This is a genomic window from uncultured Marivita sp., assembly GCF_947488135.1.
In the GTDB taxonomy this organism is placed as follows: Bacteria; Pseudomonadota; Alphaproteobacteria; order Rhodobacterales; family Rhodobacteraceae; genus Marivita.
The window spans coordinates 1-25,609 of the sequence record NZ_CANKYW010000007.1 but is presented as its reverse complement, the minus strand read 5'-3'; the positions used below and the strand labels follow the sequence as shown (position 1 = coordinate 25,609).

Annotated in this window: 23 protein-coding genes, 1 tRNA gene and 1 pseudogene; 13 read left to right on the top strand and 12 right to left on the bottom strand. The window is 55.5% G+C overall.

Features of this window, described 5'->3' with window-relative positions; translation table 11 throughout:
* Positions 1-90: 90 nt before the first annotated feature.
* Positions 91-166 (top strand) — tRNA-Val (locus Q1B16_RS17230).
* Positions 167-226: 60 nt separating this feature from the next.
* Here Q1B16_RS17230 and Q1B16_RS17225 read toward each other — a convergent pair.
* The 3 genes from Q1B16_RS17225 to Q1B16_RS17220 form a co-directional block, all read right to left on the bottom strand.
* Positions 227-1,195: a site-specific integrase gene (locus tag Q1B16_RS17225; protein WP_366140168.1), complete on the bottom strand. Its 969-nt coding sequence runs from the start codon at positions 1,193-1,195 to the stop codon at positions 227-229.
* Entirely contained in the window at positions 1,096-1,374 is a 279-nt protein-coding gene (locus Q1B16_RS22370; protein ID WP_366140161.1) for an excisionase family DNA-binding protein, read from the bottom strand. The genes Q1B16_RS17225 and Q1B16_RS22370 overlap by 100 nt, the downstream gene beginning before the upstream one ends.
* 148 nt (positions 1,375-1,522) lie before the next feature.
* Positions 1,523-1,846 carry a hypothetical protein gene (locus Q1B16_RS17220; RefSeq protein WP_299791694.1) on the bottom strand — a complete coding sequence of 108 codons (324 nt, stop codon included), beginning with the start codon at positions 1,844-1,846 and terminating at the stop codon, positions 1,523-1,525.
* 347 nt (positions 1,847-2,193) lie between these two features.
* Here Q1B16_RS17220 and Q1B16_RS17215 point away from each other — a divergent pair, with 347 nt between their 5' ends.
* The 3 genes from Q1B16_RS17215 to Q1B16_RS17205 are packed head-to-tail and all read left to right on the top strand — an operon-like array spanning position 2,194 to position 4,508.
* Entirely contained in the window at positions 2,194-2,415 is a 222-nt protein-coding gene (locus Q1B16_RS17215; RefSeq protein WP_299791691.1) for a helix-turn-helix domain-containing protein, read from the top strand.
* A complete protein-coding gene (locus Q1B16_RS17210; protein ID WP_299791688.1) occupies positions 2,408-2,917 on the top strand; it encodes a bifunctional DNA primase/polymerase in 510 nt (169 codons plus the stop codon). Before Q1B16_RS17215 ends, Q1B16_RS17210 begins: the two co-directional genes overlap by 8 nt.
* Positions 2,910-4,508 (top strand): phage/plasmid primase, P4 family, encoded by a 1,599-nt coding sequence (locus Q1B16_RS17205; protein WP_299791685.1) that lies wholly within the window; start codon positions 2,910-2,912, stop codon positions 4,506-4,508. The genes Q1B16_RS17210 and Q1B16_RS17205 overlap by 8 nt, the downstream gene beginning before the upstream one ends.
* A 328-nt stretch (positions 4,509-4,836) precedes the next feature.
* Here the strand turns inward: Q1B16_RS17205 and Q1B16_RS17200 are convergent, their stop codons facing one another.
* The 3 genes from Q1B16_RS17200 to Q1B16_RS17190 form a co-directional block, all read right to left on the bottom strand.
* On the bottom strand, positions 4,837-5,028 hold the full coding sequence (locus Q1B16_RS17200; protein WP_299791682.1) for a hypothetical protein: 192 nt from the start codon (positions 5,026-5,028) through the stop codon (positions 4,837-4,839).
* Positions 5,029-5,722: 694 nt separating this feature from the next.
* Positions 5,723-6,334 carry a hypothetical protein gene (locus Q1B16_RS17195; RefSeq protein ID WP_299791679.1) on the bottom strand — a complete coding sequence of 204 codons (612 nt, stop codon included), beginning with the start codon at positions 6,332-6,334 and terminating at the stop codon, positions 5,723-5,725.
* A 977-nt stretch (positions 6,335-7,311) separates the two neighbouring features.
* Positions 7,312-7,500: a hypothetical protein gene (locus Q1B16_RS17190; protein ID WP_299791676.1), complete on the bottom strand. Its 189-nt coding sequence runs from the start codon at positions 7,498-7,500 to the stop codon at positions 7,312-7,314.
* 46 nt (positions 7,501-7,546) lie between these two features.
* On the opposite strand from Q1B16_RS17190, the gene Q1B16_RS17185 reads away from it, so the two are divergent.
* The 3 genes from Q1B16_RS17185 (at position 7,547) to Q1B16_RS17175 (ending at position 9,925) form a co-directional block, all read left to right on the top strand.
* Positions 7,547-8,335 carry a hypothetical protein gene (locus tag Q1B16_RS17185; RefSeq protein ID WP_299791673.1) on the top strand — a complete coding sequence of 263 codons (789 nt, stop codon included), beginning with the start codon at positions 7,547-7,549 and terminating at the stop codon, positions 8,333-8,335.
* Positions 8,332-9,285, top strand: coding sequence for a hypothetical protein (locus tag Q1B16_RS17180; protein WP_299791670.1), 954 nt, complete (start codon positions 8,332-8,334; stop codon positions 9,283-9,285). Before Q1B16_RS17185 ends, Q1B16_RS17180 begins: the two co-directional genes overlap by 4 nt.
* A gap of 286 nt (positions 9,286-9,571) precedes the next feature.
* Positions 9,572-9,925, top strand: a complete 354-nt coding sequence (locus Q1B16_RS17175; protein ID WP_299791667.1) for a hypothetical protein — start codon at positions 9,572-9,574, stop codon at positions 9,923-9,925.
* A gap of 162 nt (positions 9,926-10,087) precedes the next feature.
* Here Q1B16_RS17175 and Q1B16_RS17170 read toward each other — a convergent pair whose 3' ends face one another.
* The 3 genes and pseudogenes from Q1B16_RS17170 to Q1B16_RS17160 all read right to left on the bottom strand — a co-directional run.
* Positions 10,088-10,369, bottom strand: coding sequence for a hypothetical protein (locus tag Q1B16_RS17170; protein ID WP_299791664.1), 282 nt, complete (start codon positions 10,367-10,369; stop codon positions 10,088-10,090).
* A gap of 95 nt (positions 10,370-10,464) precedes the next feature.
* Complete coding sequence (locus Q1B16_RS17165) at positions 10,465-11,364, bottom strand: zincin-like metallopeptidase domain-containing protein (RefSeq protein WP_299791661.1); 900 nt, start codon at positions 11,362-11,364, stop codon at positions 10,465-10,467.
* 417 nt (positions 11,365-11,781) lie between these two features.
* Positions 11,782-11,943: pseudogene (locus Q1B16_RS17160) on the bottom strand (IS5/IS1182 family transposase); the annotation flags it as partial.
* A 263-nt stretch (positions 11,944-12,206) separates the two neighbouring features.
* Between Q1B16_RS17160 and Q1B16_RS17155 the strand changes: the two are divergent.
* Entirely contained in the window at positions 12,207-13,913 is a 1,707-nt protein-coding gene (locus tag Q1B16_RS17155; protein WP_299791657.1) for a patatin-like phospholipase family protein, read from the top strand.
* A gap of 349 nt (positions 13,914-14,262) precedes the next feature.
* Here Q1B16_RS17155 and Q1B16_RS17150 read toward each other — a convergent pair whose 3' ends face one another.
* From Q1B16_RS17150 to Q1B16_RS17140, 3 genes are read right to left on the bottom strand one after another with little or no spacing between them, the layout of a single operon-like run.
* Positions 14,263-16,278 carry an SMC family ATPase gene (locus tag Q1B16_RS17150; protein WP_299791654.1) on the bottom strand — a complete coding sequence of 672 codons (2,016 nt, stop codon included), beginning with the start codon at positions 16,276-16,278 and terminating at the stop codon, positions 14,263-14,265.
* A gap of 2 nt (positions 16,279-16,280) precedes the next feature.
* Positions 16,281-17,228, bottom strand: a complete 948-nt coding sequence (locus Q1B16_RS17145) for a metallophosphoesterase (protein ID WP_299791651.1) — start codon at positions 17,226-17,228, stop codon at positions 16,281-16,283.
* Positions 17,225-17,845: a hypothetical protein gene (locus tag Q1B16_RS17140; RefSeq protein ID WP_299791648.1), complete on the bottom strand. Its 621-nt coding sequence runs from the start codon at positions 17,843-17,845 to the stop codon at positions 17,225-17,227. Before Q1B16_RS17140 ends, Q1B16_RS17145 begins: the two co-directional genes overlap by 4 nt.
* A 159-nt stretch (positions 17,846-18,004) precedes the next feature.
* Here Q1B16_RS17140 and Q1B16_RS17135 point away from each other — a divergent pair, with 159 nt between their 5' ends.
* The 5 genes from Q1B16_RS17135 to Q1B16_RS17115 all read left to right on the top strand — a co-directional run bounded on the left by Q1B16_RS17135 (position 18,005) and on the right by Q1B16_RS17115 (position 25,251).
* Positions 18,005-21,463 (top strand): DNA methyltransferase, encoded by a 3,459-nt coding sequence (locus Q1B16_RS17135; protein ID WP_299791645.1) that lies wholly within the window; start codon positions 18,005-18,007, stop codon positions 21,461-21,463.
* An 8-nt stretch (positions 21,464-21,471) separates the two neighbouring features.
* Positions 21,472-22,398 (top strand): GIY-YIG nuclease family protein, encoded by a 927-nt coding sequence (locus Q1B16_RS17130; protein WP_299791642.1) that lies wholly within the window; start codon positions 21,472-21,474, stop codon positions 22,396-22,398.
* Between the two features lie 12 nt (positions 22,399-22,410).
* The gene (locus Q1B16_RS17125) at positions 22,411-23,316 is read left to right on the top strand and encodes a restriction endonuclease (RefSeq protein ID WP_299791638.1); all 906 of its coding nucleotides are present in this window, start codon (positions 22,411-22,413) and stop codon (positions 23,314-23,316) included.
* A gap of 358 nt (positions 23,317-23,674) precedes the next feature.
* Positions 23,675-24,055 carry a hypothetical protein gene (locus Q1B16_RS17120; RefSeq protein ID WP_299791635.1) on the top strand — a complete coding sequence of 127 codons (381 nt, stop codon included), beginning with the start codon at positions 23,675-23,677 and terminating at the stop codon, positions 24,053-24,055.
* 38 nt (positions 24,056-24,093) lie between these two features.
* Complete coding sequence (locus Q1B16_RS17115) at positions 24,094-25,251, top strand: hypothetical protein (protein ID WP_299791632.1); 1,158 nt, start codon at positions 24,094-24,096, stop codon at positions 25,249-25,251.
* Positions 25,252-25,609: the final 358 nt, after the last annotated feature.

The following is a 25,609-nucleotide window of genomic DNA, read 5'->3' as shown; positions in this document are numbered from 1 at the left end:
GCCGCGTGTTTTGCTTTTTACGGATGTCATCGATTGAGGGGCAAAAAGCCCTTGCGCGGAAGGGGCGGCTTGGCTAAACGACACGCCAGCGGGTGATTAGCTCAGTTGGTAGAGCGCTTCGTTTACACCGAAGATGTCGGGAGTTCGAGTCTCTCATCACCCACCATGAAATCAATGATTTAGCCCGGTTTTGCGAAGTTGGCTCTGGTTCATTGAACCTAAGCATCTAATCGCGTTGCGTGAAGTCCAGAACGTCGGCGGCATGGCGCAAATGATCCGGCGAGAACCTCGCATACACACGCTCTGTAATCGAGGTGTTCGAGTGTCCCATGTATTGACTGATCTCAGACATCGGAATGCCCGCCTCGGCCATATGCACTGCGCTGGTGTGCCGTAGAACATGTGGTGTGACGTTCTCCAACCCGGCGGCCTTTGCCGCCGCCGAAAACCCGCGCGTGATCTTCTTGATGGGCTGACCTCCCCATTCGATTACGTAGTCGCTCAGCGCGGCCTCCTTCGCACTCAACAAGGCGTCGCGTAGCCCTGGATTTATCGGTACCACCGCGCGCCCCTTTCGAGGCCCGGATGCTGACTTGCGCAAGTCAATCTGGTTGCGGTCGAAGTTGACACGATCCCACGTCAATTCCAGAATTGCACCAACCCGTGCTGCAGTCGACAGCATCAAAAGAATGGCCAGCTTGATATGCGGCTGGGAGGCCGCATCCAAGAGACGGTTAATTTCCTGTCGGGTCAAATACCGATCCTTTGGTGCCGGTTTTTGTGGCCGGGGAATGCTCGGGACGTGATCGATAAGCCGTGTGTTCTTGGCCCAGTTCAAAACGGTCGTGAGATGCCCAAGTTCAGTCCAGACTGTTCCAGGCTTGACACCTGCCTTGTCTCGAATGCCCGCGTAGTCGCGGCAGCACTTTGCCTCGATTTGATCGGCACGCAGGGCACCAAAGTGTTTCAACACCGATTTTCCTGTATAGATCATCGTTTCCGCGACAGGGCGGCCTTTTCGGTCCTCGACGTATTCTTGCCAAAGGTCTGAAACCGTCGGGGCCAACGGGCTCGAAGTTTTCCTTTTGTAGACATCTATGGCTTCTGCTTCCGCTTCCTTGAGGTCACGTGACTTAAGCTGATGACGCTTGCGTTTTCCGTTTTCGTACCAAGCGACGGAGCGACCTCCGCGCAGGCGTCCGATTTTGAGTTCTGGCATTCGTAGGCCTCCACGATGTGATTGGGGATGCGGTACAAGCGTCCCAAGCGGAACGCTTGAAGCTCACCGCGATTGATCATTTGTCGAATGGTTTCCGATGAGCAGCCCCAGCGGGCTGCCAGAGTGTCGGGAGTGAAGGGCGGGTCGGGCAGCACGGCGTTGCCTCCTCGGTTCGAGACTGTGTTGTTCCTTGGGAATGTTCTTGGCGAACATGGACTTCGCTCCCATTAATGCTCTTCTTGCCCGCACCGCGACCCTCCGCGTGCGGAAGTCTATCAGGCATCCGCAGAATTTTTGGGCTGCCTACCCCTGCATCTCCTTGATGGCCGTCATGGTGTCGCGTTCGATGACCTCCCAAGCCGCACGCATGTCTTCCAAACTGGCGTCGAGGCGCTCCGCCGTGGCCTCGGACCAATGAACAGGCACCATCAAGCGGTAGGCCCGCTCATAAGCCTTGGCAAATTGTGCAAACGGATCATTCGGCCCGAAGACCTCCGAGACAGCTTGAATGAGGAGTCGATGTGTGGCGATCTCTACAGGTTGGAAGAACGGATTGGTCGGATCGGGTTTCGGGCCAAACCGCGTGGCAAGTTCACGCGCAAAGTCCGCTGGTGTGGGTGCGTTCATAGGTTCTCCTAATTGTCCTTTATCAATCCGGTAATCCGGTTTCCCAGACTGGGCGGAGGGGCGTTTTCCAAGCCATTTGGGCGTTGGTTTATGTGCCGAAGTGCGGTTTTAAGCTCGTGAGGAAGAGCGCGTTTGACCTGCCAGGCCTGACCTAACTTCTACCCTCGTGGGCGAAATTGTATCGCGGGATGCGCCGCAAGCTTGGTGGTTGGAACTGCTTGTCTGTCACTCTTCAAACTGAACTAACTATCTGATTCAAAACGGTTCGTTTTGAGTCATGCCACGATTTGTAATTCACGGACGCACCCACACATCAGCGGCATCGAAAGCCCAAAGGAGTAAATTCGATGCCTCTCAAAGAAGACTATCTGTCGTTAACTGACACAGCCTACCTTTTGGGTGTGTCCAAGCGGACGCTCGCTCGCTGGCATACCATTCGCAAAGGTCCAGCTCGCATCGCTGTTGGCCGCAAGGTCATTTACCGCATCGATGCAATCCTCGATTGGCTGAAGGCCAATGAGACCCGCCCTCAGGGCACTTTCTCAGGAGGCCCCAATGGACATGCTTGATTCAGCCTTGGGCTATGCCAGCCGTGGCTGGCATGTTTTCCCGATGCACGGTGTCTCGAATGGCCAGTGTACTTGTGGGAAGCCGAACTGCCACTCGCCCGCGAAACACCCAATCTTCGCGGGCTGGCAGGAGATCGCGACTTCCGACCCCGCGGCAATCACACACTGGTGGCATCAGCGTCCCTGGGCAAATATCGGGATCGCCACCGGATCGCGGTCCGGGATCGTGGTTCTCGATGTTGACATCTCGCCGACTAAGAACGGGTTGGCGAGCTTGGAGGCTATCGAGCACAAGCACGGTAAGCTGCCCACGACGATGACTGTCCGGACCGGGAGCGGTGGATACCACTTCTACTTCGCAGCATCCTCGACCCCTCTGAAAAACAGCGTAGGCCATCTTGGTGAAGGCCTCGACATTCGCGCGGAAGGAGGCCTCGTCGTTGCACCACCCTCCCTGCACATCACTGGAAACCGTTACTCTGTGGAGAACACCCATGTCTGAACTGGCACCATTCCCCCGCTTCTTCATCGACATTCTGAACGATGGACGGAAGACCTCCGCCCCCGGCGCTTTCATGGCTGAAGGCCGCCGCAACAACGATCTGACCCGTCTTGCTGGTTCGATCTATCGCATGACCGGTGCGGATGATCGTGAACTGTTCCGCATGTTGCAGTCCATCAGCTCCGAACAGGCCTCTCCGCTGCCTGAAAACGAGGTTGCCAGTATTGCCCGCAGCATTGCGAGCTACGACCGCAGCCCGGTCGACAAGGTCGACGAGCTTCATCTGTCAAAGGTCTTGGCGGGCGAACTGCAGGGCGAGTTCTGCTTCGGCCTCGGGCGCGGCTGGATGTGGTACAACGGCCGTCATTGGGTCGCCGACGTGGAGAACAAACGGGTACAAGAGCGTGTGAAGGTCTTCATTCTCTCGCTCTTTGAGGCCATCACCTCCCGCAACTCTGCATCTGACGGGGACCTCCTGAAAGCTATCAAGGCTTGCTTGAAGGCCGCGAAGGTGAACAATCTGATCCAGATGGCATCCAGCGATCCCAACCTGATACTTGAACCTGAACGCTTCGATGCAAAGCCGGACATCTTGAATGTTCTTAACGGGACCATCGAGTTTGGCAGTGGAGAGATTGTGTTCCGGGACCATCAACCCAGCGACTACCTGACCATGTGCGCGAATGTCGAATACGATCCGAAAGCTGAGGCTCCACTGTTCAAGAAGCTCTTGTCATTTGCACTCGATGAAGACACGGGACAGTTCCTGATGCGTTATTTTGGCTATTCGGCCACAGGGCACGCCAATCAGCGGGTCTATGCGATCTTCTACGGCAAGGGGGCGAATGGAAAGTCGACGATTGTCAACGTGGTGCAGGACATCCTCGGCGGGTACGCAATAAACGTAGAGACATCTACCTTTCTTCAGGCTCGGGCAGGTCAGATTCGCACCGATCTGGCGGGCCTGAAGGGAGCGCGACTGGCCGTGTCGAGTGAGTTCGGCAGTGGCCAGGTCATGGATGCCCCGCTGCTGAAACAATTGGTTGGTAATGACAAGATCACCGCCCGTTTTCTCTTCAAGACAGAGATTGAGTACAAGCCGACTGTGGTCCCTCTCTTCGTCACCAATGCACTCCCCGTCATCAACGGGGGAGACGAAGCACTTGCGGCGCGGATCATCGTAGTGCCGTTCCAGAAGATTGTTCCGAAGGAGGATCGCGACCCTCGCCTTCCTGAGAAGCTTTGGGAAGAACGCTCCGGCATCCTGAATCTTTTGCTCGCTGGGATGCGGGATTACCTTAGTGACGGGAAGCTTCGCCGCCCGCAGTCGGTGATCGATGCCGCCGAGGCATATGTGAAAGAATCTGACCTTATGGGTCAGTTCATTGAAGATCGGTGTCGCCTTGTGGCCGAAGAGGAAACAGGAGCGCGGGATTTGTACCTTGAATACCGTTTCTGGTGCATCGATCGCGGGCTGCAGCCGATGAGTATGCCGGTCTTCAAAGCGGACTTTGCCAACAAGACTGGGGCTTTGCAGAAGCGAAGCAGCAAGGGGCAGTTTTGGGGAGGCGTCGGGATCAAGAAGAGCTAGAGCTTCGAAACGAAGACCTAGCCGGAGGGAGGCGTGTAGGATGTGTAGTCTCTCCAGTTACCCTGTAAAACCTTTCTCTATTTTCTACCATTTTATGATTTCACCTACACTACATACATCTTCCGATCTCGTTTTGCCCTTTTCCCGAAACTGCCGCCTCCTCGCCACTTGACCAAAGAGAAGCGCCCGCCAGTTATGGCGGGCGCTTTCATGTTTCAGGTTGTCCGCTCCATGCGCTGTTTGACTGGGAGGTACGCCTGGACTTCCAGCAGCAGCTCCGGGCTCAAAGTTTCGAAGTTCTTCGACATCTCATACTTGTCGCGGTCTCTCAGACAATGAGCTTGGCGTAGGTCAGCGCCCCGGGCTTCCACCACTTGCCGTAGGCCGTCGCAACAAGGTAGAAGTTCTCATTCCGATTGGTGATTTCACGCGCGGCATCGATGAAACTCACTGCGTAGTCGAGCGCATACTTCTCGATCATCTTCGTCAGCATGCTCCGAGCGAATTGCAAATCTGTCATTGTGTTTCCGTACTTGCATTTGGGTTCAGGGCTTTCGCCTCGCCATATGACTTGGTCGATCCACGAGGCTCAGAAAAGTTGGAGAATGCGTTAACCCTATGGGCATCGGCAGATTCTCCACCGTTTTTCGCCTGGCCGCGTGTTGTTGACCAAGACGTCTGTACGTCCCCAATTCAGTTCCCTGCCTCAAGAAGTACGAAATCAAACTAATATAGAGGGTATAAAAAATTGGTGAGCCGTCGATTTCGAAAAAATCTAAAATTCTTAATCGAGCCAGGAGAAGCCCTGACGGAACATCATCATCCGTAGTCAACGGCCCATCAACACCGGTCACATGGTCTTACGAAATTCTTCGACCCGTTCTTGCGCGAGCTCAGCAAGTCTCAGATGTCTTTGAAACCCCGTTGTAAGTGCCACCCGCTCAGCTTCGACGCAGCTCTCTTTGAGGAGGTCCAAGAGCGCCCGCGGCTCCTTCGGGACTCTCGCTGGTCCGGTCGTCGTGATCGGCGCTCGGGGCTTGCGCTTCGCACCGATGCGAAACCGTCGTGCCCTGGCCCCGTCGACATGGTTGGCGGTGAGCCTGTAATGATCCGAGTACATGTTCAGCATGTCGTGTCCTCGCTGTTGAATGTGATTGCAGATGGAAAGGCGGAAACGACACAACGCCCGCTCCACCCATGTCAGGGGCGACCTCTCAGGCCGCCTGACGCTGTTCCTGAGGGCCCGAGAGCTCGATCATGAGGTGGGCCATGTCCTGAGGGTCGAGTGCCTGGATGGCGCTCAGCAGGTCTGCCACGCCGAGCGTCTTTCCGGAGGCCGCGAACTTCACCGCGCGCAGAGTGTCGCTATTGATGGCATCACGTGGATCGTTCTTGCGAACGCGCTCATCGGCTTTCTTGATCAAGGTGAGCAGCGTGGCAGTGAAATCCATTGGCTTGTAGTCGGGCTCTGGCTTGAACTCCCACCAGCGGATATTGGCGAGCTTCTTGATCGAGAGGTCCGCATGTTTCAGGTCTCCGGGCTTGAACATGCCTGCCGGGTCCCACTTGAACCCGAGATGGGTCTCGACCCATGCCTTGATGGCGTTGGACCGGATGCCAAGGGGCAGGGCATCGATCAGCTTGTTGACCATCTTGATGGCGGGTCGGACATCGCCCGTGCTGGCCCACCGCGAGGCCACAGCCACCAGGAACAGGTGGATGTCGAGCTGGACGGTCTCACCGCGTCTCTGGATCGAGGCGATGGCGGCCAGGAACGGATCGTCGTTGTTGGCAAGGGCGAGCTTGTTGTAATTGATGCGGGTCATGTTGCGTCTCCAAAGGGGGATGTTGCCGTCATGGGTCACGCGCTGGTGGCCCATGTCAGGCAACACCCTCAGGTCACAGAGCTCAGGGCTCAGGTCCGGTTGGCCGGACGTAGACCGGGGTGTTGCCGTTGGAGAATTTCATCGACTGTTGTCACATGTGCCGTGTCGATGGCCGGGGAGACCGGACTTTGAACGCGCAGGTGTGTCAGACCTGCCCAAGCGCGCTTGGGTCGTGAGACAAGGGCCCACCCGCCCGCTGCAGGCTGTCCGGTCTCGGACCGTCAGGAACCGATAGAAACGTGCCTGCAGAAGCTGACAGAGGGCCTGTCTCTTCGCTATCTCTGGCCGGACTGTCCCCCTTGATCCCGTAGATCAAGACTTACGGCACTTTCTGATTGGAGGTGACGCCAAACCCCACCAATCCGGCTTGTTTCACCCTGTCTACAACAGGGCAGAGCTATGGCCTGAACACCCCATCACAGAGGGTTAGCGAGCGCTTGTTCCGCGTGGACCTCAGGTGGCCCCACCGAGGGGCGGTATGTGCCTCTCGATGGGTCTACTCTGTTGTCAGGACACCGCAGGGTCGATGGAGGGTGTATACCATTTTCTGGCTGGTAAATCGGGGACTTGGGTTAAATGGGGTCAGACAAAATCGGGGCGATTTTGAGGGTTTTGGACCGCTATCATAGTTGGTTTTGGGGCCGTGACGCTGAGATAACAAACAAAGAGTGATCTTCGGGTCGGCATTATTTAATTCAAAGAAAACAGTATCTTACATTAAAGATGATCTAAATGGTATATCAGTATCATTTTTATCTTGAAGTGTTTAAAGTGATGTGAGTATAATATGCATATCACTTGGAGGAATCGCTATGCAACTCTCACGTCATGCCAGTCGTCGTCGCCAGCAGCGGGGCATTCCCGTCGATGTACTTAAATACTTGCAGACTTACGGCACTGCCGCTCGTTCAGCCTCATCAGAGACGCTGATACTCGACGAGCAAGCGATCATGCTCGCCAGCGAGGATGATCGTCGTATTCGGGCTCGCCTCGAAAGGTACAAAGGCTGCTTCGCTGTTGTCGGTGATGATGGCAACGTTCTGACAGTTGCTCGCCGACTTCGGCGGTTCAGGAGGGGCGGGTTCCGGCGCGCGTTTCGCAAACACTCATCCTGCTGATCAATTTCTTCCTTCAATCTTGGAGTTCCAAACCTTGGACCAAAATCTCACCATCGCCAAAGCCATGCTTCCACGCATCAATTCGCAAACCCTTTCGAACCTGCTGTCAGGTCCTGACCTGACGTTGAGCGCCGATGGACCTGTCCGTGTGGTCTATGCGCCATTTGACTATATCGAGACACGTGCAAAACTTGTCGTCGTCGGTATTACGCCGGGGATGACCCAAGCAGTGAATGCTCTCAATGCGGCGTCAGCGAGCTTGGAAAAGGGCGCAACTCTCGAAGAGTGCCTAGCAGTGGCAAAGCTCACAGCATCGTTCTCCGGCGGCGCCATCAGAAACAACTTGGTGGCCATGCTAGACACGATCGGGGTCGCAAAGCACTTTGGTGTACCGAGTACAGACGTTATGTTCCGTCCCGGCGCGACAGACGTGCATTTCACGTCAGCACTTCGTTACCCAGTTTTCGTAAATGGCAAGAACTACAACGGCACACCTGATATGGTGCAAACCGGCATTCTGCGCTCCCAGCTAGACACTCATCTTACCGAGGAGGCAAGGGCGCTCTCGCGGGCGATATGGTTGCCTCTTGGACCCAAGGCAAACACTGCTCTGACGTACTTGGTCCGCCAAGGTCGCTTGGACCCGAGACGCGTTTTGGCTGGCATGCCGCATCCTAGCGGAGCAAATGCCGAGCGAGTAGCGGTCTTTCTTGGTAGGAAACGTCCTGAAGCTGCCTCTAGCCGGACCAATTCGGCGGCACTTCTCAAAGCACTGGCCCGCCTCAGACAACAAATCGCAGACCTTGAAGGAGCTCTGGCATGAGCAAGGCTGGCGAAGTGCCCTACACGTGGGAAGAAATGGAAGCTCAGATCAAAGATGCCATCATCTGTCAGGCGAGCATATTAGAGACCTATGGGCCTTGGGCAGATGGGCGCCTGGTATCCGAGTTTCTCGGCGTATCTCTGGAAGAGTATGAGTGTAAACAAGCCACTGACTTCGATGAAGTCAACCTTGAACGCCATTCGCTTTATCGTCAGGTGCGGTACGCCTACCTCTATGCTTATCAACTTGATGGTTGGTGGGAATGCCCGATTGAGGTCTGGCATGAGGTCAATGGGATGCTGCAAGGCTATCCTCAAACTGATGCACAAGGAGAACTCTCACCATTCTCACTCCTGCATGACTTTCCCTTGCGCCGCATGCTGGAGACGTTTTTTGCCAGGTATACGTTGTTCGGGGAGGACGCGATTGGTGGTGATCTGACCATCCGTGAACTTTCCTTGCTTTCAAATATGACTGTCCCGGCTGTACGAACATCCTTGAGCAAAGAGGGGTTCAAATTAGAGCGGGTGCCAACAACGCAAAAAGATCGACCTGACGACAAGGCTTTTCGCCTCAAAGAGGCAGATGCAAGGGAATGGCTTTCGCGCCGTCGAGGATTTATCCCTCAGCGGGAATGGCCCGAGGAAGAGAACGCCGAGCAGAAGCTCGCAGACTTGCTGTCGGACGAAAGTGTCCAGTTCAATACACGTATTGATCTGGCCGCCAAACTGCTCGAACTGGACATTTCAAAGTTCGCTGAGCGAGCTGGCGTTGACCATGGATGGCTCTCGACATTGATCCAAGGTGCTATGGTCCAGCCCGATCTGTCTGCCTTAAGAGGCATGGCGCGGACTTTCGGTCAGCCAGAACCCGAGTTTGTCGCTTCAGGTATCAGATACATCCTCTCGCTTGAGACGGACACTCAAGAAGACTTAAATCACCTCGGCTAGACTATATTCAGTTGATGCCCCATCACTTGACTATGTCGAAGGGTGGGGCATTCCGTTCGGTCTGAGCGCAATTCACAGAGACCATCGGCCTTTCTTAATTGCTTAATGAGAGGGAAAGCGGTCAGCCGGAGATGATCTGACCCAGTGGCACGACACTCCACTTTGGTCGAAACGAAGCGAAACCGCAAAGAAGGGCTACGCGCCGATCAAATACAGGACACAAGCGGACAAGATAGCATACGAAAGAGCTTTCGAGCTTTTCGAAGCGGCAGATGCCGCCGAACGCATGGCCCGTACCGCTGTTGCTACAACCAATTCGGCCAATGGTCAGACGGTGGAGCGCGTTGTGAAAAAGAAGGACCTCAAGTTCCCGTCGACCATAGCATTGCAGGACTACATCAAGGAACTAATGGAGGCTCAGGAATATTGCTGCGAGCTTACAGGGATTCCCCTTGAGTTGGATGAGGTTAATGGAGACCCCGCGATGTTCGCGTCCTTGGATCGCATCGATAGCAGTGGACACTACGAACCCGGAAATCTTCAGGTTGTTTGCCGTTTCGCGAACTTCTGGAAAGGTAGTTCGGATGACGACGATTTTCGACGGCTCATCAGCATCGTTCGGGCGCATGAGTTGACCTAATAACCAATAAATTCATTATCGAAGGCAGCTATTTTCGTACATCTACGGCTATCATCACGTCTGCCTGCTAAGGTAAATGTCCCAGTGCTCGACGCGACCGCGATAGGCGGCTGGTTCACATAGATCGTTTGTCTTCCAGTAGACGCCATGTTGGTCTGACAGTCATCCAAGACGCGTCATACCGACATATCCGCCGTAAGAGTTTTTGGCATTATAGGGAAGGCAAGTGAGCGTTGCGCCATTTTGCAGTGTGAATGCGGTTGGAGTGTCCCAGATGACGGAGCCCGGGTCCTTCAAACGGCCGAGTGTGTCGGCCTTCATGTCCGACACAGTCTTCTGGCTCACCCGTGTCGGGCTTGCTGTTAGGACAATGTTTTTCGCGACCGTACCGCCGCAAGCGCTCAGGAAGCTCAGAAGAAGAATGATGAGACCAAGCTTATTCATGATTTTTCCTTTGTGATTTTCGGCGGGGCCGAGATTTGAAGCTTTAGTCAGTGGGCACGGAATGGTGCGAAGCAGCAGGTCAGAGGACGCAAACGTTAAGCCGCGTTGGCTGTTTGAGATTCTGTCGTCCCAAGCGACTGCAACCACTGCGTTGCCTGTGAAGCTTTTGAGGCGGCTGTGAATATGGCCCGCTTGTCCGCTTTCAGAACGGCGAGCCACGACTTGATGTAGGCGGCGTGATCCTCACGCGGTTTTCGGGAGATGCCGAGATCAGCGCATAGGAAGGCGGCCCCCAACTCCGCAACCAGTTCTTCCATGGCATAGGCCTTATCGCCGAAGCGGCCCGTGAGGTCTCGGCCGAGACGGGTGTTGCTGCCAGACCAGTGGATGAGCTCGTGGCAGAGGGTTCCGTAGAAGGCCTCAGACGGCGACGCAGAGCGTGTCCTCAGGAACCGTCGGCGCTCTGGCATCAGGATGACGTCTCGGCTCGGTATGTAGCAGGCCATGTCGCCGCGTTCTTCGACCTTGGCCCCGGTTTTTGCGACAAAGCCCTCAGCCTGTTTCAAGGGGTCAAACCCTGCGGCGTCGGGCAGGTCGGCGATGGGCGGTTCGTACCCATCCACTTGGGCCGCATTGAACACCCAGCTGGCCTTGGCGACGAAGCGCTCTTGCTCTTCGTCCTCACGCTCCAGCCGTCGGTAGAAGACGATCACCGAGGCTTCCTCGCCTCGGCGAACTTGGCATCTGGCTGCCTGCCATTGGCGGTATGTACCCCAGATGTGGGACGGGTACTCCTTTGCCAGTGAGGTGATCCAAAGGCTCAGCACGTTGACGCCCTGATAGGCGCGCTTGGACGCAATATTCACCGGACGGCCACATCGCGCTCCAGTGTCAGTGATCCACGGGAGCTGGAAGTCACCAGCGGTCTCCATGGCGTTCAGAATGTGGTTGGTCACTTGTGCGTACACGTCAGGTCTCGCAGCGGTCCCTGTCATGGGCCGGTCCTTTCTCTGCATCAGTTTGAGGAAAAAAGCCCAGTGGATCTGCATTCGCTGGGCTTTGGGGATGGTATAGTCAGGGATGAAATCAACTATCTCAGGGGAGTTTCCTTGCGATTAGATGTCGTCCTGAAAATTTTCATCATTCTCTCCTTTGTCTGGAAGGGAGGGAACATGAAATTGTCGAAGCTCCTTAGGGTTAGGATACTGGAGTTCCCACGGTTTGATGGACACTTTTCATTTGAGGAAGGAGAGTGTTTTTCATGCCGAGACCGAGGAACCCGCACCGGACGGAATTTCAGAAAAAGAGTGTTGCGCTGGTCCGCAGAAAGCGCAGTGCTGAGGCCCTGACGCGGCAGTATGAGCCCTGTGCGGCGACGATTCATGAATGGATCAGGCAGGCCGCGGCCGATAGCGGCGACGATCCTTGAACCTGCCGAACATGATTTCGATGCGGTTGCGCCGTTTATTTCGGCACTTATCGTATTTCACTGCTAGCTTGCGCCGCTTTCGATCCGGGATACAGGCGCGTATCCTGATGTCTTTCAACGCTTCTATGAATCACTCGGCATCAAAGCAGTGATCTCATGGCCGCCACTCGACTTGAGAAAGAAATAAGCCACGCGGATCATCTGAACATTGATGAGCCCAAAACGGTCGCTCATGTCTCTGCTGTGTCTCGAAGCGATGGAAATCTATGCATCTTAAGCCTCAAGACGTTTTCGTATTCGACGTCGTAAGAGGCCGGTACTTTACTGCGTGAATCAAGGCGGCAACTATTGCAATGGATCAGGTTTCAGTTATAGATTGAAGTTGCACCAGACAGCGGTAGAAATACTATGATAAGCTTTAGATTTGCCTTTCAAGGTGGGGGTGCAAACTTCATCACGCTACTTGCAGCCGCAAAGGCAGTCCATGACATAATGGACGACCATAAAGACACGATTCGGCTGGATAAGCTCGCGGGCACAAGTGCTGGGTCAATTGTAGCAAGTATTTTAGCAATTAAGACTGATCCTGAATTGATTAGGGATCATCTGGCAGATCACGGTAAGTCTGCACTTGAAGATATTATTGTGATGCCTGCTAAAGACGATGACTGGCGTATTGTGAAAATTGGAAAGTGGGGCGTCAAGATTTTATCAATGATTGGTGGGCACCCATTTTTCGAGTTTGAGAAGTTGGAAGAGTTTATCAATGGTTTGCACAACAGAGATAAAATTAGAAAAGATTTTAAACTTTCAGAAGTAAGTGTTCCTTTGATTTTAACCAATAGCGACCTTTCCGAGGGTGGTGTAGTATATTGGCGTTCTTGTGAAGAGTCTAATAAGCATTCGAGAGACCAGATTTATCTTGCGCGTGCTGTTGCAAACAGCTGCGCAATTCCGTTAATCTTCAAGAGCTTTAATGGTACGCTGGGTATTCAATTTGTAGATGGTGGTTTAGTTGAGAATTTTCCACTTGAGAAGTTGACCGACGGTTTTCCCGCGAATCGAGTAATTGGATTTTCGTTTGAGAAGAGTTCTGAGAGAAATATTAATACACCAAAAAAATACTTGGGCTCAGTTCTTTCAGCAATGATCAACTCGAACATAGACAGTAGCTCACGTTTCATACCAGCGGATAACATCATTAAGCTACCGTGTAGATTCGAAACTCTCGACTTTGATGCTGCTTTGACAGACGGTCTGCAAGATTTTTATGACTCAGTTCGGATGGCTACATACAGTAAGCTTGAGGACATAATAAGCCGAGAAAAAGATCAAGAATACAGTAAGAAAACTCAAAGCAAGTTTTCGAAGACCTTTAATGTCAAAAAATCGGCAGCGTCAATATTTGATAAATATAGAACGAAAGAGCCTCGAATTGTCTTAGCGGAGTTTGAGTGGACTTTGTTTTCTCTTTTGTCTAGCTTAGATCGACGTTCAGTTGATTATAACGAGTCATGGCGTAGTTATACAATTCAGCGACCGCAAGGGTCGGATTCACTTGTGATGCGAATTAACCTTTGTTCGTTAACGGACAAAATAGATCTGACCTTGAACGAAGTCTTCGTGTTTGACGATCAGGGTCGGGCCATTCCTTATGATCCACTGATCGGGGAAATCGAGGTATTTGGTGATGATTTTCTGATTCCAGTTTTTCTTTTTATTGACCTGAGGGGCACTGCAGAAGAAGTCGCGAATATAACTATTTCTCACCTTGATCAATCGCGTGATCATTTACCAAAGTTCATGATGTCAAGTCGAAATAGCGGCAAAGACGAAGAGCCAGTTGCTGTCTTTTGTTCTTACCCAGGATTTGAGCGCGTCATTTGTTCCGTTCATATACCTGATCAAGTTTATGAGCGTTGTGATTTTGTGCCACTTATTGGTCTAGAGGAAGAATATGAGGCGCGTCGAATAATATCAGGTGAAATTACAAATAACTATCATGGTGGGTCTTCGACACCCCAGGGATTCAGAACCGTAAGGTGGTGTTCTACAGAAGAGGTGTACGAAGGTGACATCGCGGGATTCTCTATAAAGGAACGCGTATCACCTTGAGCAATGCCAGCTGGTTCCAGAGATGGTCTATGGTGCGGGAGTAACCTCAGTGATGAGCAATTCATTGCGCTCTCGCATTTGTTCAGTTGAGCGAACGAAATCTACGGTTCGCAATATTGGAGAATCCGATTTACGATAAATGTCACGTCCAATCCGGCCTCGCACAGGCCTTGATAAGTCGATACGCCTTGGATAATTTTATTATACAAACAGTCGATCCAAGTGGGATGCATAACAATTCATTTTGAGAGGGCAACCTTTGCCCGGTTTCGAGCTCAAACCGACGAGTTCACAAAGTTTGGCTCAAGCGGCTGAGTTTTTCCTCGAATTTTCCCGCCATAAACAGCCATTACTTTCCAACTTCCACCACATAATCCGCCTCCGGCCTCTTGTGTGTGACCAGCAGTATCTGGCTCAACCGGCTCTTCAGGCTGTCGAGCAGGGCAGCCGTGTTGGCCGTGCGGTTCTGATCCATGCTGGCATCGATCTCGTCGCCGATGAAGACCGGGAAGACGCCTTGAGTGAGCACCTGACCGAGGCCAAGACGAAGAGCCAAACACGCAACCGCCTTTCCGGACCCCGAGAGCGTGTTGAGGGCCTGCCCATCCACGGTGATGGTGAAGTCCTCATCCGCATGAATGATCGAACGCTCGCCACCGGTCATCTGTGACAGGTACTGGCTTGCGACAGCATTCAACGAGGGGATCAGATGTTGCTTTACCTTGGACCGGAGGTTTGTCAGCGCAGCCCGCGCCCGGTCCCAGTCCTCGGCGTCTTCCAGAAGGTCTGACACGGATTCCATGGCCTCGGTATAGGTCTTGAGGTCCTGCTCATAGCGGGTCCGCAACGTGTCGTAGATGGCGACCGCATTGCGCAATTCAAACAGCGCATCGAAGCCTATGACGGCTCGGTCGAGCTCCGAGATCTCGGCCTTGGCAGTCTGCTGGGCTTTTTCCCAGTCCGCATAAGCCGCGACCTGCGTGTCGTAGTGAGCCAGCTGGTCCTCGTAGCGCTGGCGTTCGCGCAGCATCGACCGGTGGTCTGGCTGGCCCTCCAGCTCGGCCCGCACTTGCGCGATCTCGGCCGACAGAGCCTTCCGACGGTCGGCAAAGCTGTTGCGGTGGCGGTGCCTCTCGATCTCGCCAGCGCCAAGGGAAGGCCTCTCACAGTGCGTGACGTCTGCGAAGGGCAGGAGGTCTGCCTGGTTGTCAGACCATGCTTCAGCGGCCCGCAGGAGCGCTGCCAAGGCCCGTTTATCCTCGGGAAGATCGGCAGGCTTTGTGACATCGGCCAAGGGGGCCAGTTCCGCTTTGAGCTGGTCGATGGTCGAGGCCTCCATGGGCCATTCATGTGCGCAGGCCGGGCAGACATGCACGCCCTTGGCCTCAAGCTCCGCAATCCGTACTCGCAGGTGTTCCGCGTCCTGATAGGCGATGGCGGCTTTGACGGTCTCGACCGAGACACCCGGATCAGGGGCGCGTGCCAGCAGGCGCTCCTTTTCGACCCATCTCTGATGGGCCACATGCTGCGCCTCCATCTGCGCCAGCTCTACCTCGCTGTAGGGCGAGGGCTCGGGACAGGCTTTCAGTTCCAGCTCGGCGGACTTGAGACGCGCTGTCAGCTGGTCTTGTACCTCCGCCAGCCTGCCGAGCTCCTCGGCGGGCGTTGTGATCGTCTCCACTGGCGGCGTGGGTGGGTCGCGATGCTCGGCGGTCTGACCGCGCAGCTGGTCCAATCGGGTCTTGGCAGCTTTGAGCTCTGCAAGTTCGCCATCCAATTCTGAGAGCGGTCGGTAGCCGTCAGGTCGTGCGGGCGGTTCCGGCTCCCGCAGGTTCTGGCTGAGATCACGGGCGCGCCGTTTCAGGGCATTTGCCTCGTCGCCCGCGGACTTGCCCAGCTCGTCGATGACCCCCAGACCGATGACGCTGTCCACAAGCCGCTTCCTCTCGGCAGGCTTCATCAGCCCGAGGGCTTCGATCTCGCCCTGCAAAGCCACGCAGGAGGCGTCAAACACATCGAGGCCAAAGCCGAAGAGCTCGCAGACCTTGCGATTGACCGCCGTGGTTCCGACCGCAATCTCGTCTTCCCCCCGGCACAGGATGGCATTGGAGGCTGTCCGCTCGACGGCGTAGGCATCGCCTTTCAAGGAGAATGTCAAACGGGCCTTCGCCGTCTTGTAGTCGCCGATCTTGCCCCTGAGCGCGGCGGAACCGAAGAGGCACCAGCGGATCATCTCGACGGCGAAGCTTTTCCCGGTCTCATTGGCCCCGGTGAGAATGCCAAAACCAGACCGGAAGGTGATGTCTTCCTCCAAAGTGCGGCCCGTGGTGGCGAAGGTGACGGAATAGGAGACGGCGCTTAGCATGGCTACACCTCTCCAGCCAGACGGCGCTCATGGAAGCGCTGAAGCATGGTATTCGTCAGGTCCTCTGAGACATTGGCCTCCGCAAAAGCCTGTTTGAAGAGGGCGTCGATGTCGAACTCGCCCAGCGTGACCTCGCCGACCTCGGCTTCGACATCGGCATTGCGCTTGATGGTCAGCTGCAGGCAATCGATCTCCTGGTCGAGCGTCTCTCCTGGCTCCAACAGGATGCGCACGCATTTTTTTGAAAGGTCACCGGCTGTTGCCAACTCGGACAGGGTGAGTGTGACATAAAGCGTGTCATCGATCTCCTCGCCGTGGGCATATGGCTGGAGAGAGCCGACCACAGTCACGTCCACGCCATGTTTGATGCACCGGGCCGGTTTGTGCTCATGGCCATTGTAGACCTGCCGGATGTCCAGCTCAGCGAGCCTCTCGAAGGGGATAACATTGAAGTCCTTGCCATAGCCTTCCGTCTCGGCATGGAAAAAGGCCGCCTTTGCCGCTCGGTGATCTTCGGTGATGCGATCTGCCAGAGGTGTGACCGGGTCGTAGCCGACGAAGAGATACCCGTCGATCATCACCACGTCCGAGACAACGATGATATTGGGTACGTCGGAGACCAGTCGGGCGAAGAGATCGAAAGCGGAGGCGCGCTCCAGATCACGGACAAGGCAGTCGTGGTTGCCCCTCAGGATGACGAACTTGGTTTGCGGTTTGTCGGACGCCACCTTCCGATAGATGTCTGCGGCCTTCAGAATGGCGTCATAGGGCACGATAGGGCGCTCGAAAAGATCGCCGACACAGACATGAAGATCGCTCTCAGCGGCCTCCAGATTGGCTCTGAACGCCTCCCAGACCATGGCCTCACGGTCGCCACGGCGGTGCAGGGGAACGCCGTGGACAAAGGTTTTTCCGAGGTGCGGGTCCCCCATGATGTCGATGTAGGTCATTTGAGCCTCTGGATATTGGTGAAGGTGAGCACACCCCAGTCGCCTTTCTGGTTCGATTGTGCCTCGAAGCCAAGGTCCAGCCGAACCGCACCGACATGGATGTCGATCCCGGATCGCTGAGCCGTGCGCAGGAAGCGCTGGAAGAACTTCCAGCCGGTGATCGAGATCGAATGGCCCAGAACGTTACCGGTCTCGGCCAGCAGATCGCCTCTGCGGTCGCGCAGGTCTGACAAGACGACAAACGGCACGTCCGCCGTCGGGAACTCTGCCGCCTCCGGATCGACGTCGCGGGCCAAGCGAAGGACCTCGTGCCAATACCGTCCCTTGGTGTCTGTCACGTGGTCATAGGTCCGGGCATAGACAGCCGGGTTGCCGTAGCGGACGCCGAAGCAATACTGCACCTCCGCGAAGTGCAACTCGACCGGGATGCTGTCGAAGATGGTTGCGTCCTCGCCGAAGGTCATGCCGAATTTGGATACCTTGAGCCAGGCATCGATGGCCAGCCCACCCATCAGCATGTCATCGACAGTCAGAGGTGCGGCGGGTGGTAGAGCAGACCGGTCGTGGCCGTTCGTCAGGGCAGGGGGCTTCGGCCCTTGGTCAGGGGAGTGGGTCATTTTTTTGGGAACTTTCAGGTGGAGGTGAGAGGGATTGAGTGGTCTGTTTCCAAGAACGGCGTTGGCTGATCCGGTTCTGTGTGACGCGATTGAAAAACCCCGTTGTGATAGCCAAAGAGCCGGACTAGGGTTCTCTCAAAAGTTGTGGGGCTGTAGGCGTTGACGACCGTTACATCGGAACACTTGGACGAGTTCATCTCCCGTTGGAGTGCGTCCGGCGGCAACGAGATGGCGAATTTTCAGAGTTTTGCCAGTGAGTTGGTTCAGCTCCTCGGTGTAGAGCCGGTCAAGGTCGCCGATGCTGAGGGTCAAAACAACGACTACCGTTTCGAGCGTCCGGTCACTTTCACTCACACCGGCCGGGACCGCCGGGGGCGGATCGATCTCTACCGCCGTGGATGCTGTGTGCTAGAGGCCAAACAAGGCAGCCACAAACCCGGTCGCGAAGACCAGGACCAACTGGCCCTACTGACCGACGACCAAGCACGGAAACAACAGGGGCATGGACGCCGGGGCACGCGGGGCTTTGACGACACGATGCTCAAGGCGCGCAACCAGGCTGACAATTACGCCCGTGCTGTGGCCAAGGAAGACGGCTGGCCGCCTTTCCTGTTGATCGTGGACGTGGGCCACGTGATCGAGGTCTATGCCGACTTCTCAAAGCAGGGGCAGGGCTACAACCAGTTCCCGGATGGCAACCGCTACCAGATCACGTTGGACGATCTGCGCAGAGAGGAAACACGCGATCTCCTGCGCACCATCTGGACCGAACCTTATAGCCTTGATCCATCGCTCAAGGCAGCCGAGGTCACACGAGACATCGCCGCCCACCTCGCCGAATTGGGCAAGAGTTTCGAAGGGCAGGGGCATGACAGCGAAACCGTGGCCCGGTTCCTCATGCGCTGCCTCTTCTCCATGTTCGCCGAAGACGTTGATCTGATCCCGCAAGGCAGTTTCACCGAACTCTTGCACAAGCTGAGCGGCCATCCCGAACACGCCCAGCCTGCGCTCAAGGGGCTGTGGGAGACGATGAACACCGGCGGATTTTCCCAAGTGCTCATGCAGGACCTCAAACGCTTCAACGGGGGGCTCTTCAAAGAGGCCGACGCGCTCCCCCTCAACACCCTGCAACTGGACCTGCTGATCGAAGCGGCGGAGGCCGACTGGAAGCAGGTCGAACCTGCCATCTTTGGCACGCTCCTCGAACGCGCGCTCGACAAACGCCAGCGCCACAAGCTGGGCGCGCATTACACGCCCCGCGCCTATGTCCAACGGCTGGTCACGCCTACGATCATCGAACCGTTGCGCGAGGATTGGCGCGATGTGCAGACCGCCGTGCAGCGCCTGACCGAAGATGGCAAGACCGACGACGCGCTCAAGCTGGTCCGCGACTTCCACCACAAGCTCTGCGAGACCACAGTGCTCGACCCAGCCTGCGGCTCGGGCAACTTCCTCTATGTCGCACTCGAAATGATGAAGCGCCTCGAAGGCGAGGTCACATCGCTGATGATCGAACTCGGCGACACGCGCCCGCTGATCACCGTGGACCCGCACCAGTTTCTGGGGATCGAGCTGAACCCCTGGGCCGCCAACGTGGCCGAGCTGGTGCTGTGGATCGGCTACCTGCAATGGCACTACCGCACTCACGGCACCGCCGCCCCGTCCGAGCCGGTGCTGCGCGACTTCAAGAACATCCGCAACGCCGATGCGGTGCTGGAATGGTCCGACCGCACCCCGCGCATAGACGAGGGCGGCAACCCCGTCACCCGCTGGGACGGCGTGACCACCATGCGCCATCCCGTGACGGGGGAGGAGGTGCCGGACCCCGCCGCGCGGGTGCAGGTTTTTGACTATGCCAAGCCGAAACCGACCCAGTGGCCCCGCGCGGAGTTCATCGTTGGCAACCCGCCCTTCATCGGGGCGTCACGCCTGCGGGACAATCTGGGCGACGGCTATGTCGAGGCGCTGTGGAAAGCCTACCCGAAGATGCCGCAAAGCGCCGATCTGGTGATGTTCTGGTGGGAAAAGGCGGCGCTGGCTGCCAGGGCCTACAATGCCAAGACGGGCAAGGGCACCCGCCGCTTTGGCCTGATCACCACCAATTCCCTGCGCCAGACCTTCAACCGTCGGGTGCTGGAGCCGCATCTGAACGACCCGAAAAAGCCGCTCTCCCTCGTCTTCGCGATCCCGGATCACCCTTGGGTCGATACGCTCTACGGCGCCGCCGTGCGGATCGCCATGACCGTGGGGGCGGCGGGCAATCGGGCCGGGCGGCTGTTGACCGTGGCAACGGAAAGCAGGGAAAAGAGCGAGGCGGATGGGCGGCAAGTGACGTTTGATCACCAGATCGGGAAGGTCTTTGCGAACTTGCAGATCGGAGCGGATGTTGCGGGGGCGAAGCCTTTGCTGGCCAATGAACGACTTGCTTATCGTGGCGTTCAAGTCATCGGCTCTGGCTTTATTGTGTCGCCTGAAAAGGCCCACGAACTGGGCCTCGGCACCATCGACGGCGCAGATCGACACATCCGAGAATATCGCAACGGGCGCGACCTGACGGCCAGCCCGCGCGGTGTCATGGTGATCGACCTATTCGGACTATCCGAAGTCCAAGCGAAGCAGCGCTTCCCGGCTATTTTTCAGCATGTCTTGGACAATGTGAAACCGGAGCGGGACCAAAATAACCGTGAAGGCTATCGCAAAAACTGGTGGATTCACGGCGAACCAAGACGGGATATGAGACCCGCTCTCGACGGTTTGCCGCGATACATCGCAACCGTAGAGACAATGAAGCACCGGATTTTCCAATTCCTCGACGCCTCGGTATTGCCAGACAACAAGCTTATCGTGCTTTGCATATCGGAACCCGAACGCTTGGCAATCCTATCGTCTCGACTGCATGTCTGTTGGTCACTTGCCGCGGGAAGCTGGCTAGGTGTCGGGAATGATTCAGTTTATGCGAAGACCAAGACTTTCGACCCCTTCCCCTTCCCAAACCTCACCGACGAACAACGCACCCGCCTTCGCGCCTTGGGTGAAGAGCTCGACGCCCACCGCAAGCGCCAGCAAGCCAGCCACCCCAAGCTGACCCTGACCCAGATGTACAACGTGCTGGAAAAGCTCCGCGCCGGGGACATTATCGAAGGCAACGACCGCGAGATTTACGACCAGGGCCTGATCGGCATCCTCAAGGACCTGCACGACCAGATCGACGCCGCCGTGGCCGAGGCCTATGGCTGGCCCGTCGACCTGAGTGACGAAGACATCCTCATTCGTCTTGTCGCCCTCAACAAGGAACGCGCCGAGGAAGAGGCGCGCGGCCACATCCGCTGGCTCCGCCCCGACTACCAGAACCCCGAAGGCCGCCAGACCACCAAGGGCACGCAGGCCGAGTTGGACGTCGGCCCCGCCGCCAAGGTCGAAAAAGCCCCCTGGCCCAAAACCCTCCCCGACCAGATCGCCGCCGTCCGCGAGGCCTTGGCCGAGATGGGCGAAGCAAGCCCCGACCAGATTGCCCGACGGTTCATGCGGGCGAGAACGACGAGCGTGCAACCGCTGCTGGATAGCCTTGCCGCACTGGGACAGGCCGAGAAGGTTGAAGAGGGGAGGTATGCGACGTGACCCGAGGTTTGCTCGACGGGCGCAACATGTGGATTCGTGCCTTCTACGACTTCAATCCTGAAGAGGCAGGCTATGTTGGCTGGACCATGGAAAGCGGTCAGGCCCGCGCCCTGCGAGAACTGAAGGACGGCGACCTGATGATGATCTACGGCGCATCATCGGGTCAGACGAAAAAGGCCATGCGCTCGCACGTCCTCGGGTTCGTCGAGATCGAGGCGCGCCCGATCCGCGATGACGAGAAGGCCTCTGAAGCCGCGCAGCAAGCAAAGATGGCGAATGGTGATGGCGGAAAGTGGACCTATGGCCTGCCAATCCGCCGGGCGTGGCGGGCGCTCGACAACATGTCGATAGAGCGCATTGCGCCGGACACCTACGACAGCAAGACGGGACAGGGTATCGGTACATGGGGCCGTGCTTTGACGCCTGACGAAATAGAGACGGCGCTGAAGATCAGGGTGACAGAGGTCAACGTCTTCGGTGAAGAGCCTGTGTCCGAGAGCGGACGGACCGGCACTGCGTTCGGGGAGGAGTTCTTTCCGTCGAAGGCGTTTCCGGGGGCGAGCGGCGAACGCACGTCCTCCTACACGGATGGCCAGACGTTTCTGTATCTCGCAAAATTCGATGGCGATGGTGCCGCGCTGCTTGGTCGTCCTAAGGCCGTGGCGATCAAGTCGGTTGCCTTGAAGATCGGTGTTTCCAACGATCCAGTAGCGCGCTGCGATCAACTGAATGCAGGCATTCCACCTGCTGCCAAGGGGCGATGGAAGATCGAATTGCAGGCTTCCTTCGCAGATCGCAAACGAGCAGAGGCCGCAGAACAGATGTTCAAAGACAAATCTTACAAACTGGAGAGTTTGGGTGGAGAGTTTTTCTGGGGTGACAGCATGGATGCGGTTTTGTTGTTTTCGTCGATCCCGAACGTTTCACGGTTTTGATTGGAGGACTTGGTGAGACGTTTTGAAATCGATGCAGACACTCTCCCTGACCTTCCCGGCATGATGTTGGTGACGGTCGAGGCGCTGAAAGACCTCGGCGGGTCCGCAACTATTCAGGAGTTGGATGAAAAGGTCATCGAGCTTGAAGGTGTGACCGAGGCTGAACAGGCCTTCACCATGCCACGCGATGAGAACCGGACACGGGTCAACTACTACCTCGCTTGGGCGCGCACCTACCTGAAGCGTGGTGGAGCGTTGGACAATTCGTCCCGAGGTGTCTGGGCCTTGACCGAAACCGGATCAGGCATTTCGAGTTTGGACGGCACCCAAGCCATCTATGACCAAGTGACACAGGAAGAGCGAGAGCGCGCCCGCCAGAAACGGTTGGCCGCAAAGTTGGCTGAGGCACATAAGGTTTCTGAGGTTGAGGTCTTAGCCGATGACGGGCCGGAAGATGAGGAAGACTGGAAATCCGTTCTGTTGGCGGTCCTCGGCAAGATGCCCCCGGATGCGTTCGAGCGCTTGGCCCAGCGGTTGCTGCGAGAAGCTGGCTTCACCAAGGTGGAGGTGCGCGGCAAGTCCGGCGACGGCGGTATTGACGGGGTGGGCGTTCTGCGGGTCAACCTTGTCTCGTTCCAGGTGTATTTCCAATGCAAGCGCTGGAAGGGTAGCGTGGGGTCAAAGGAAATCCGTGACTTCCGAGGAGCGTTGCAGGGCAGGGCGGACAAGGGTCTGTTCATAACAACCGGCCATTTCACCAGCCAGGCGTCTGATGAAGCGACCCGAGACGGGGCCATCGCCATTGATCTGATCGATGGGGATCGGCTTTGCGAGCTACTCAAGGACAACAAGTTGGGCGTCGAGACTAGGATGATTGAGGAGGTTAGTATTCAGGCGGACTGGTTTGATGGGTTGTGAGGTGACTACAGCCAAAAGCGGTCATTCGAGCTACGCGCTGCTGTTGGTCACTTCCGGCTCGACACGATCCTACCGCCGCGACGCGACCAGATCACCGAATTGCTTGTGAATGGTGCGATCAAGACACCCGCTCTAGGTAATCGGCATCAGCAGCGCGGTTACTAAGTGACATGATCACGACGCCTGACTACTGGCAAGTCATGAAACACATATTGCTCCAAAAATCTCAAAATGTGGGCCAATAAACTCATTTTGTAATCAAGAGGAAATTTCTGACTCAACCCTCTCTAGAACTTATTGAAACATCACACGCTTAACGTTAAAAACGGCTAAGACGTAGTCGATTAAAAGAAGACCAATGCCTCATTTTGACCCGGACATTCCGAACTACGTTGCCGAGCAATGCCCTCCAGACGATGCGCAAGCTGCCGATGGCACCTTCTATCGCCACGTTCCCGGCCCATCCTGGACTAACGACGATTTTGAGTCGGACTATAAGACAAATAAAAAACCTCTGCGCCCACCTGAAAAATGTGACTCATGGGCATGTTCAATCTTTGACAGCTGGCGGTCTGCTGAAGCTATGATGAAGAGATACAAGAAGTTCCGCCAGCAAGGCTTGTGGCTGGAAGTGCAATTGCAAACTCATCATGGTGTAGTAAACCAAGGAAGTGGGCACCGCGACTTTTGGAAATATGTTGGGGCGGATGTTGTTCCGTCTTGCAAGGTGATGTCGTGAGAGAAATGTGGAGTATAGACGATCCGGCGCTAGCTGACATGGCAAACATGCAGATCAGAGCCACGGAGGTTCTTGAGAAGCATGACGACCCTATCCTTTTCACTTCAAAGGTCGGGTTCGAGGATTATTTATTCCTGAACGTTATGGACCTTGAAGACGGGTTCATATTTGTAGCTTCTTCCATAACCGAAGAGGCTATATCTCTTCTTAAGGGCAATAAGCTTTCCATTTTAGGCGCGCTGCGCTCGGGCGATTTTATCGTGGTGGAATGCGCTTCAGATTATGTTGTCCGCCGGTATTGGCCAATTGACATTGACCGCTTCGATCAATCACTATTGCCCGATCCTGGAGCTGCATTGTCATTGGAAATTGATGGTGTTGCAGATACTGTAGATCAAGCGAAGAGCTACTTCTCAATCCGTCTCTCCGGCGGCACGTTGAATCACGAAAGTATGGCTTTTCACCAGTTCAAAAAAATGGTGGATAATGCTTATGTTGTTGCCCGTAAACTCTTGGCGCCAGCGGAAGTTAAGTCATCCAAGAGCCAAGTGTATGATTTTCAAATTACCGAGCCAGAGTTTGGATCTCTTATAATAAATATTGAGAGGCCTAAGCTTCCAAGGCAAGAAATTGTATCAAATTACTTCAAGGGCGATGCTATCAGCCAAGATGAGCTGAGCAAGGCTTTTTGGGAAACCAAGGGTAAGACGCTGAACAACTTGCGAGAGCTCAAAAACGCCCTTGATCTCGGGCAACTCGATGACTCTACAGTTTCTAACTATGCGTTCTTAATTAGGGATATATCCTCTATATTTCCGGATCGGCGAGATGCTTTCTCGGATATTGAGTTTTCTGGCGAGGTAGATGGCTCTTGGAGAACGCTGAAGTTTGATGGTAATGATACAGAAGAACTTAAAGAGGCGCATCGAAAGTTTTTCGAAAAGCCTCAGTTTGTAACTGGTGTTATCTCTATCATAAACGAGGGGACGTTGAATGTGGTTATCAAGGTCCTTGGGACGAATGAGGTCAGGTGCAATTTTAGCGCTGAAGACTTTGCGGAGATGAAGGCTATGGAGCACTTCCAGACAGGTAATATAATGCGCGCTCACGGTACTATCTTTAGCCGGTCCCGGCGCGACATCATGAACTGTGATAGTGCTGCCGCTATCTTCGCGAAGACTGAAGCCTCCAACTGACTATAACTTTTGGGGATCCAGAGCTTCTCTGCGACGTGTCCTCAGGTCGCATTTTTTAACTTCGCGATTGCAACCACCACGCAGGTTTTTGCTCACTCGTCACCGGGCGGTAAAGAGAGTCTTTCCCTCTCAAAATGGAGGCTCACTGGTATATGGAAAATTGGTCCTTTCTGACGCGGTGAGTTTTATGCGGTCCGCTGATTGGCCTGTGTGTCCTGTGCGGCGCGGGCGGCATAGTAGAAATGGTCGCATTAATTCAGGCTGCAACCGTTCGACCCATTGTAAGCCTCCGGCGGCGGCCGTCTGATTTCGGGATCGATCCGATGGTAAGTCCGACCTTATGTCCGACTTTATCAAC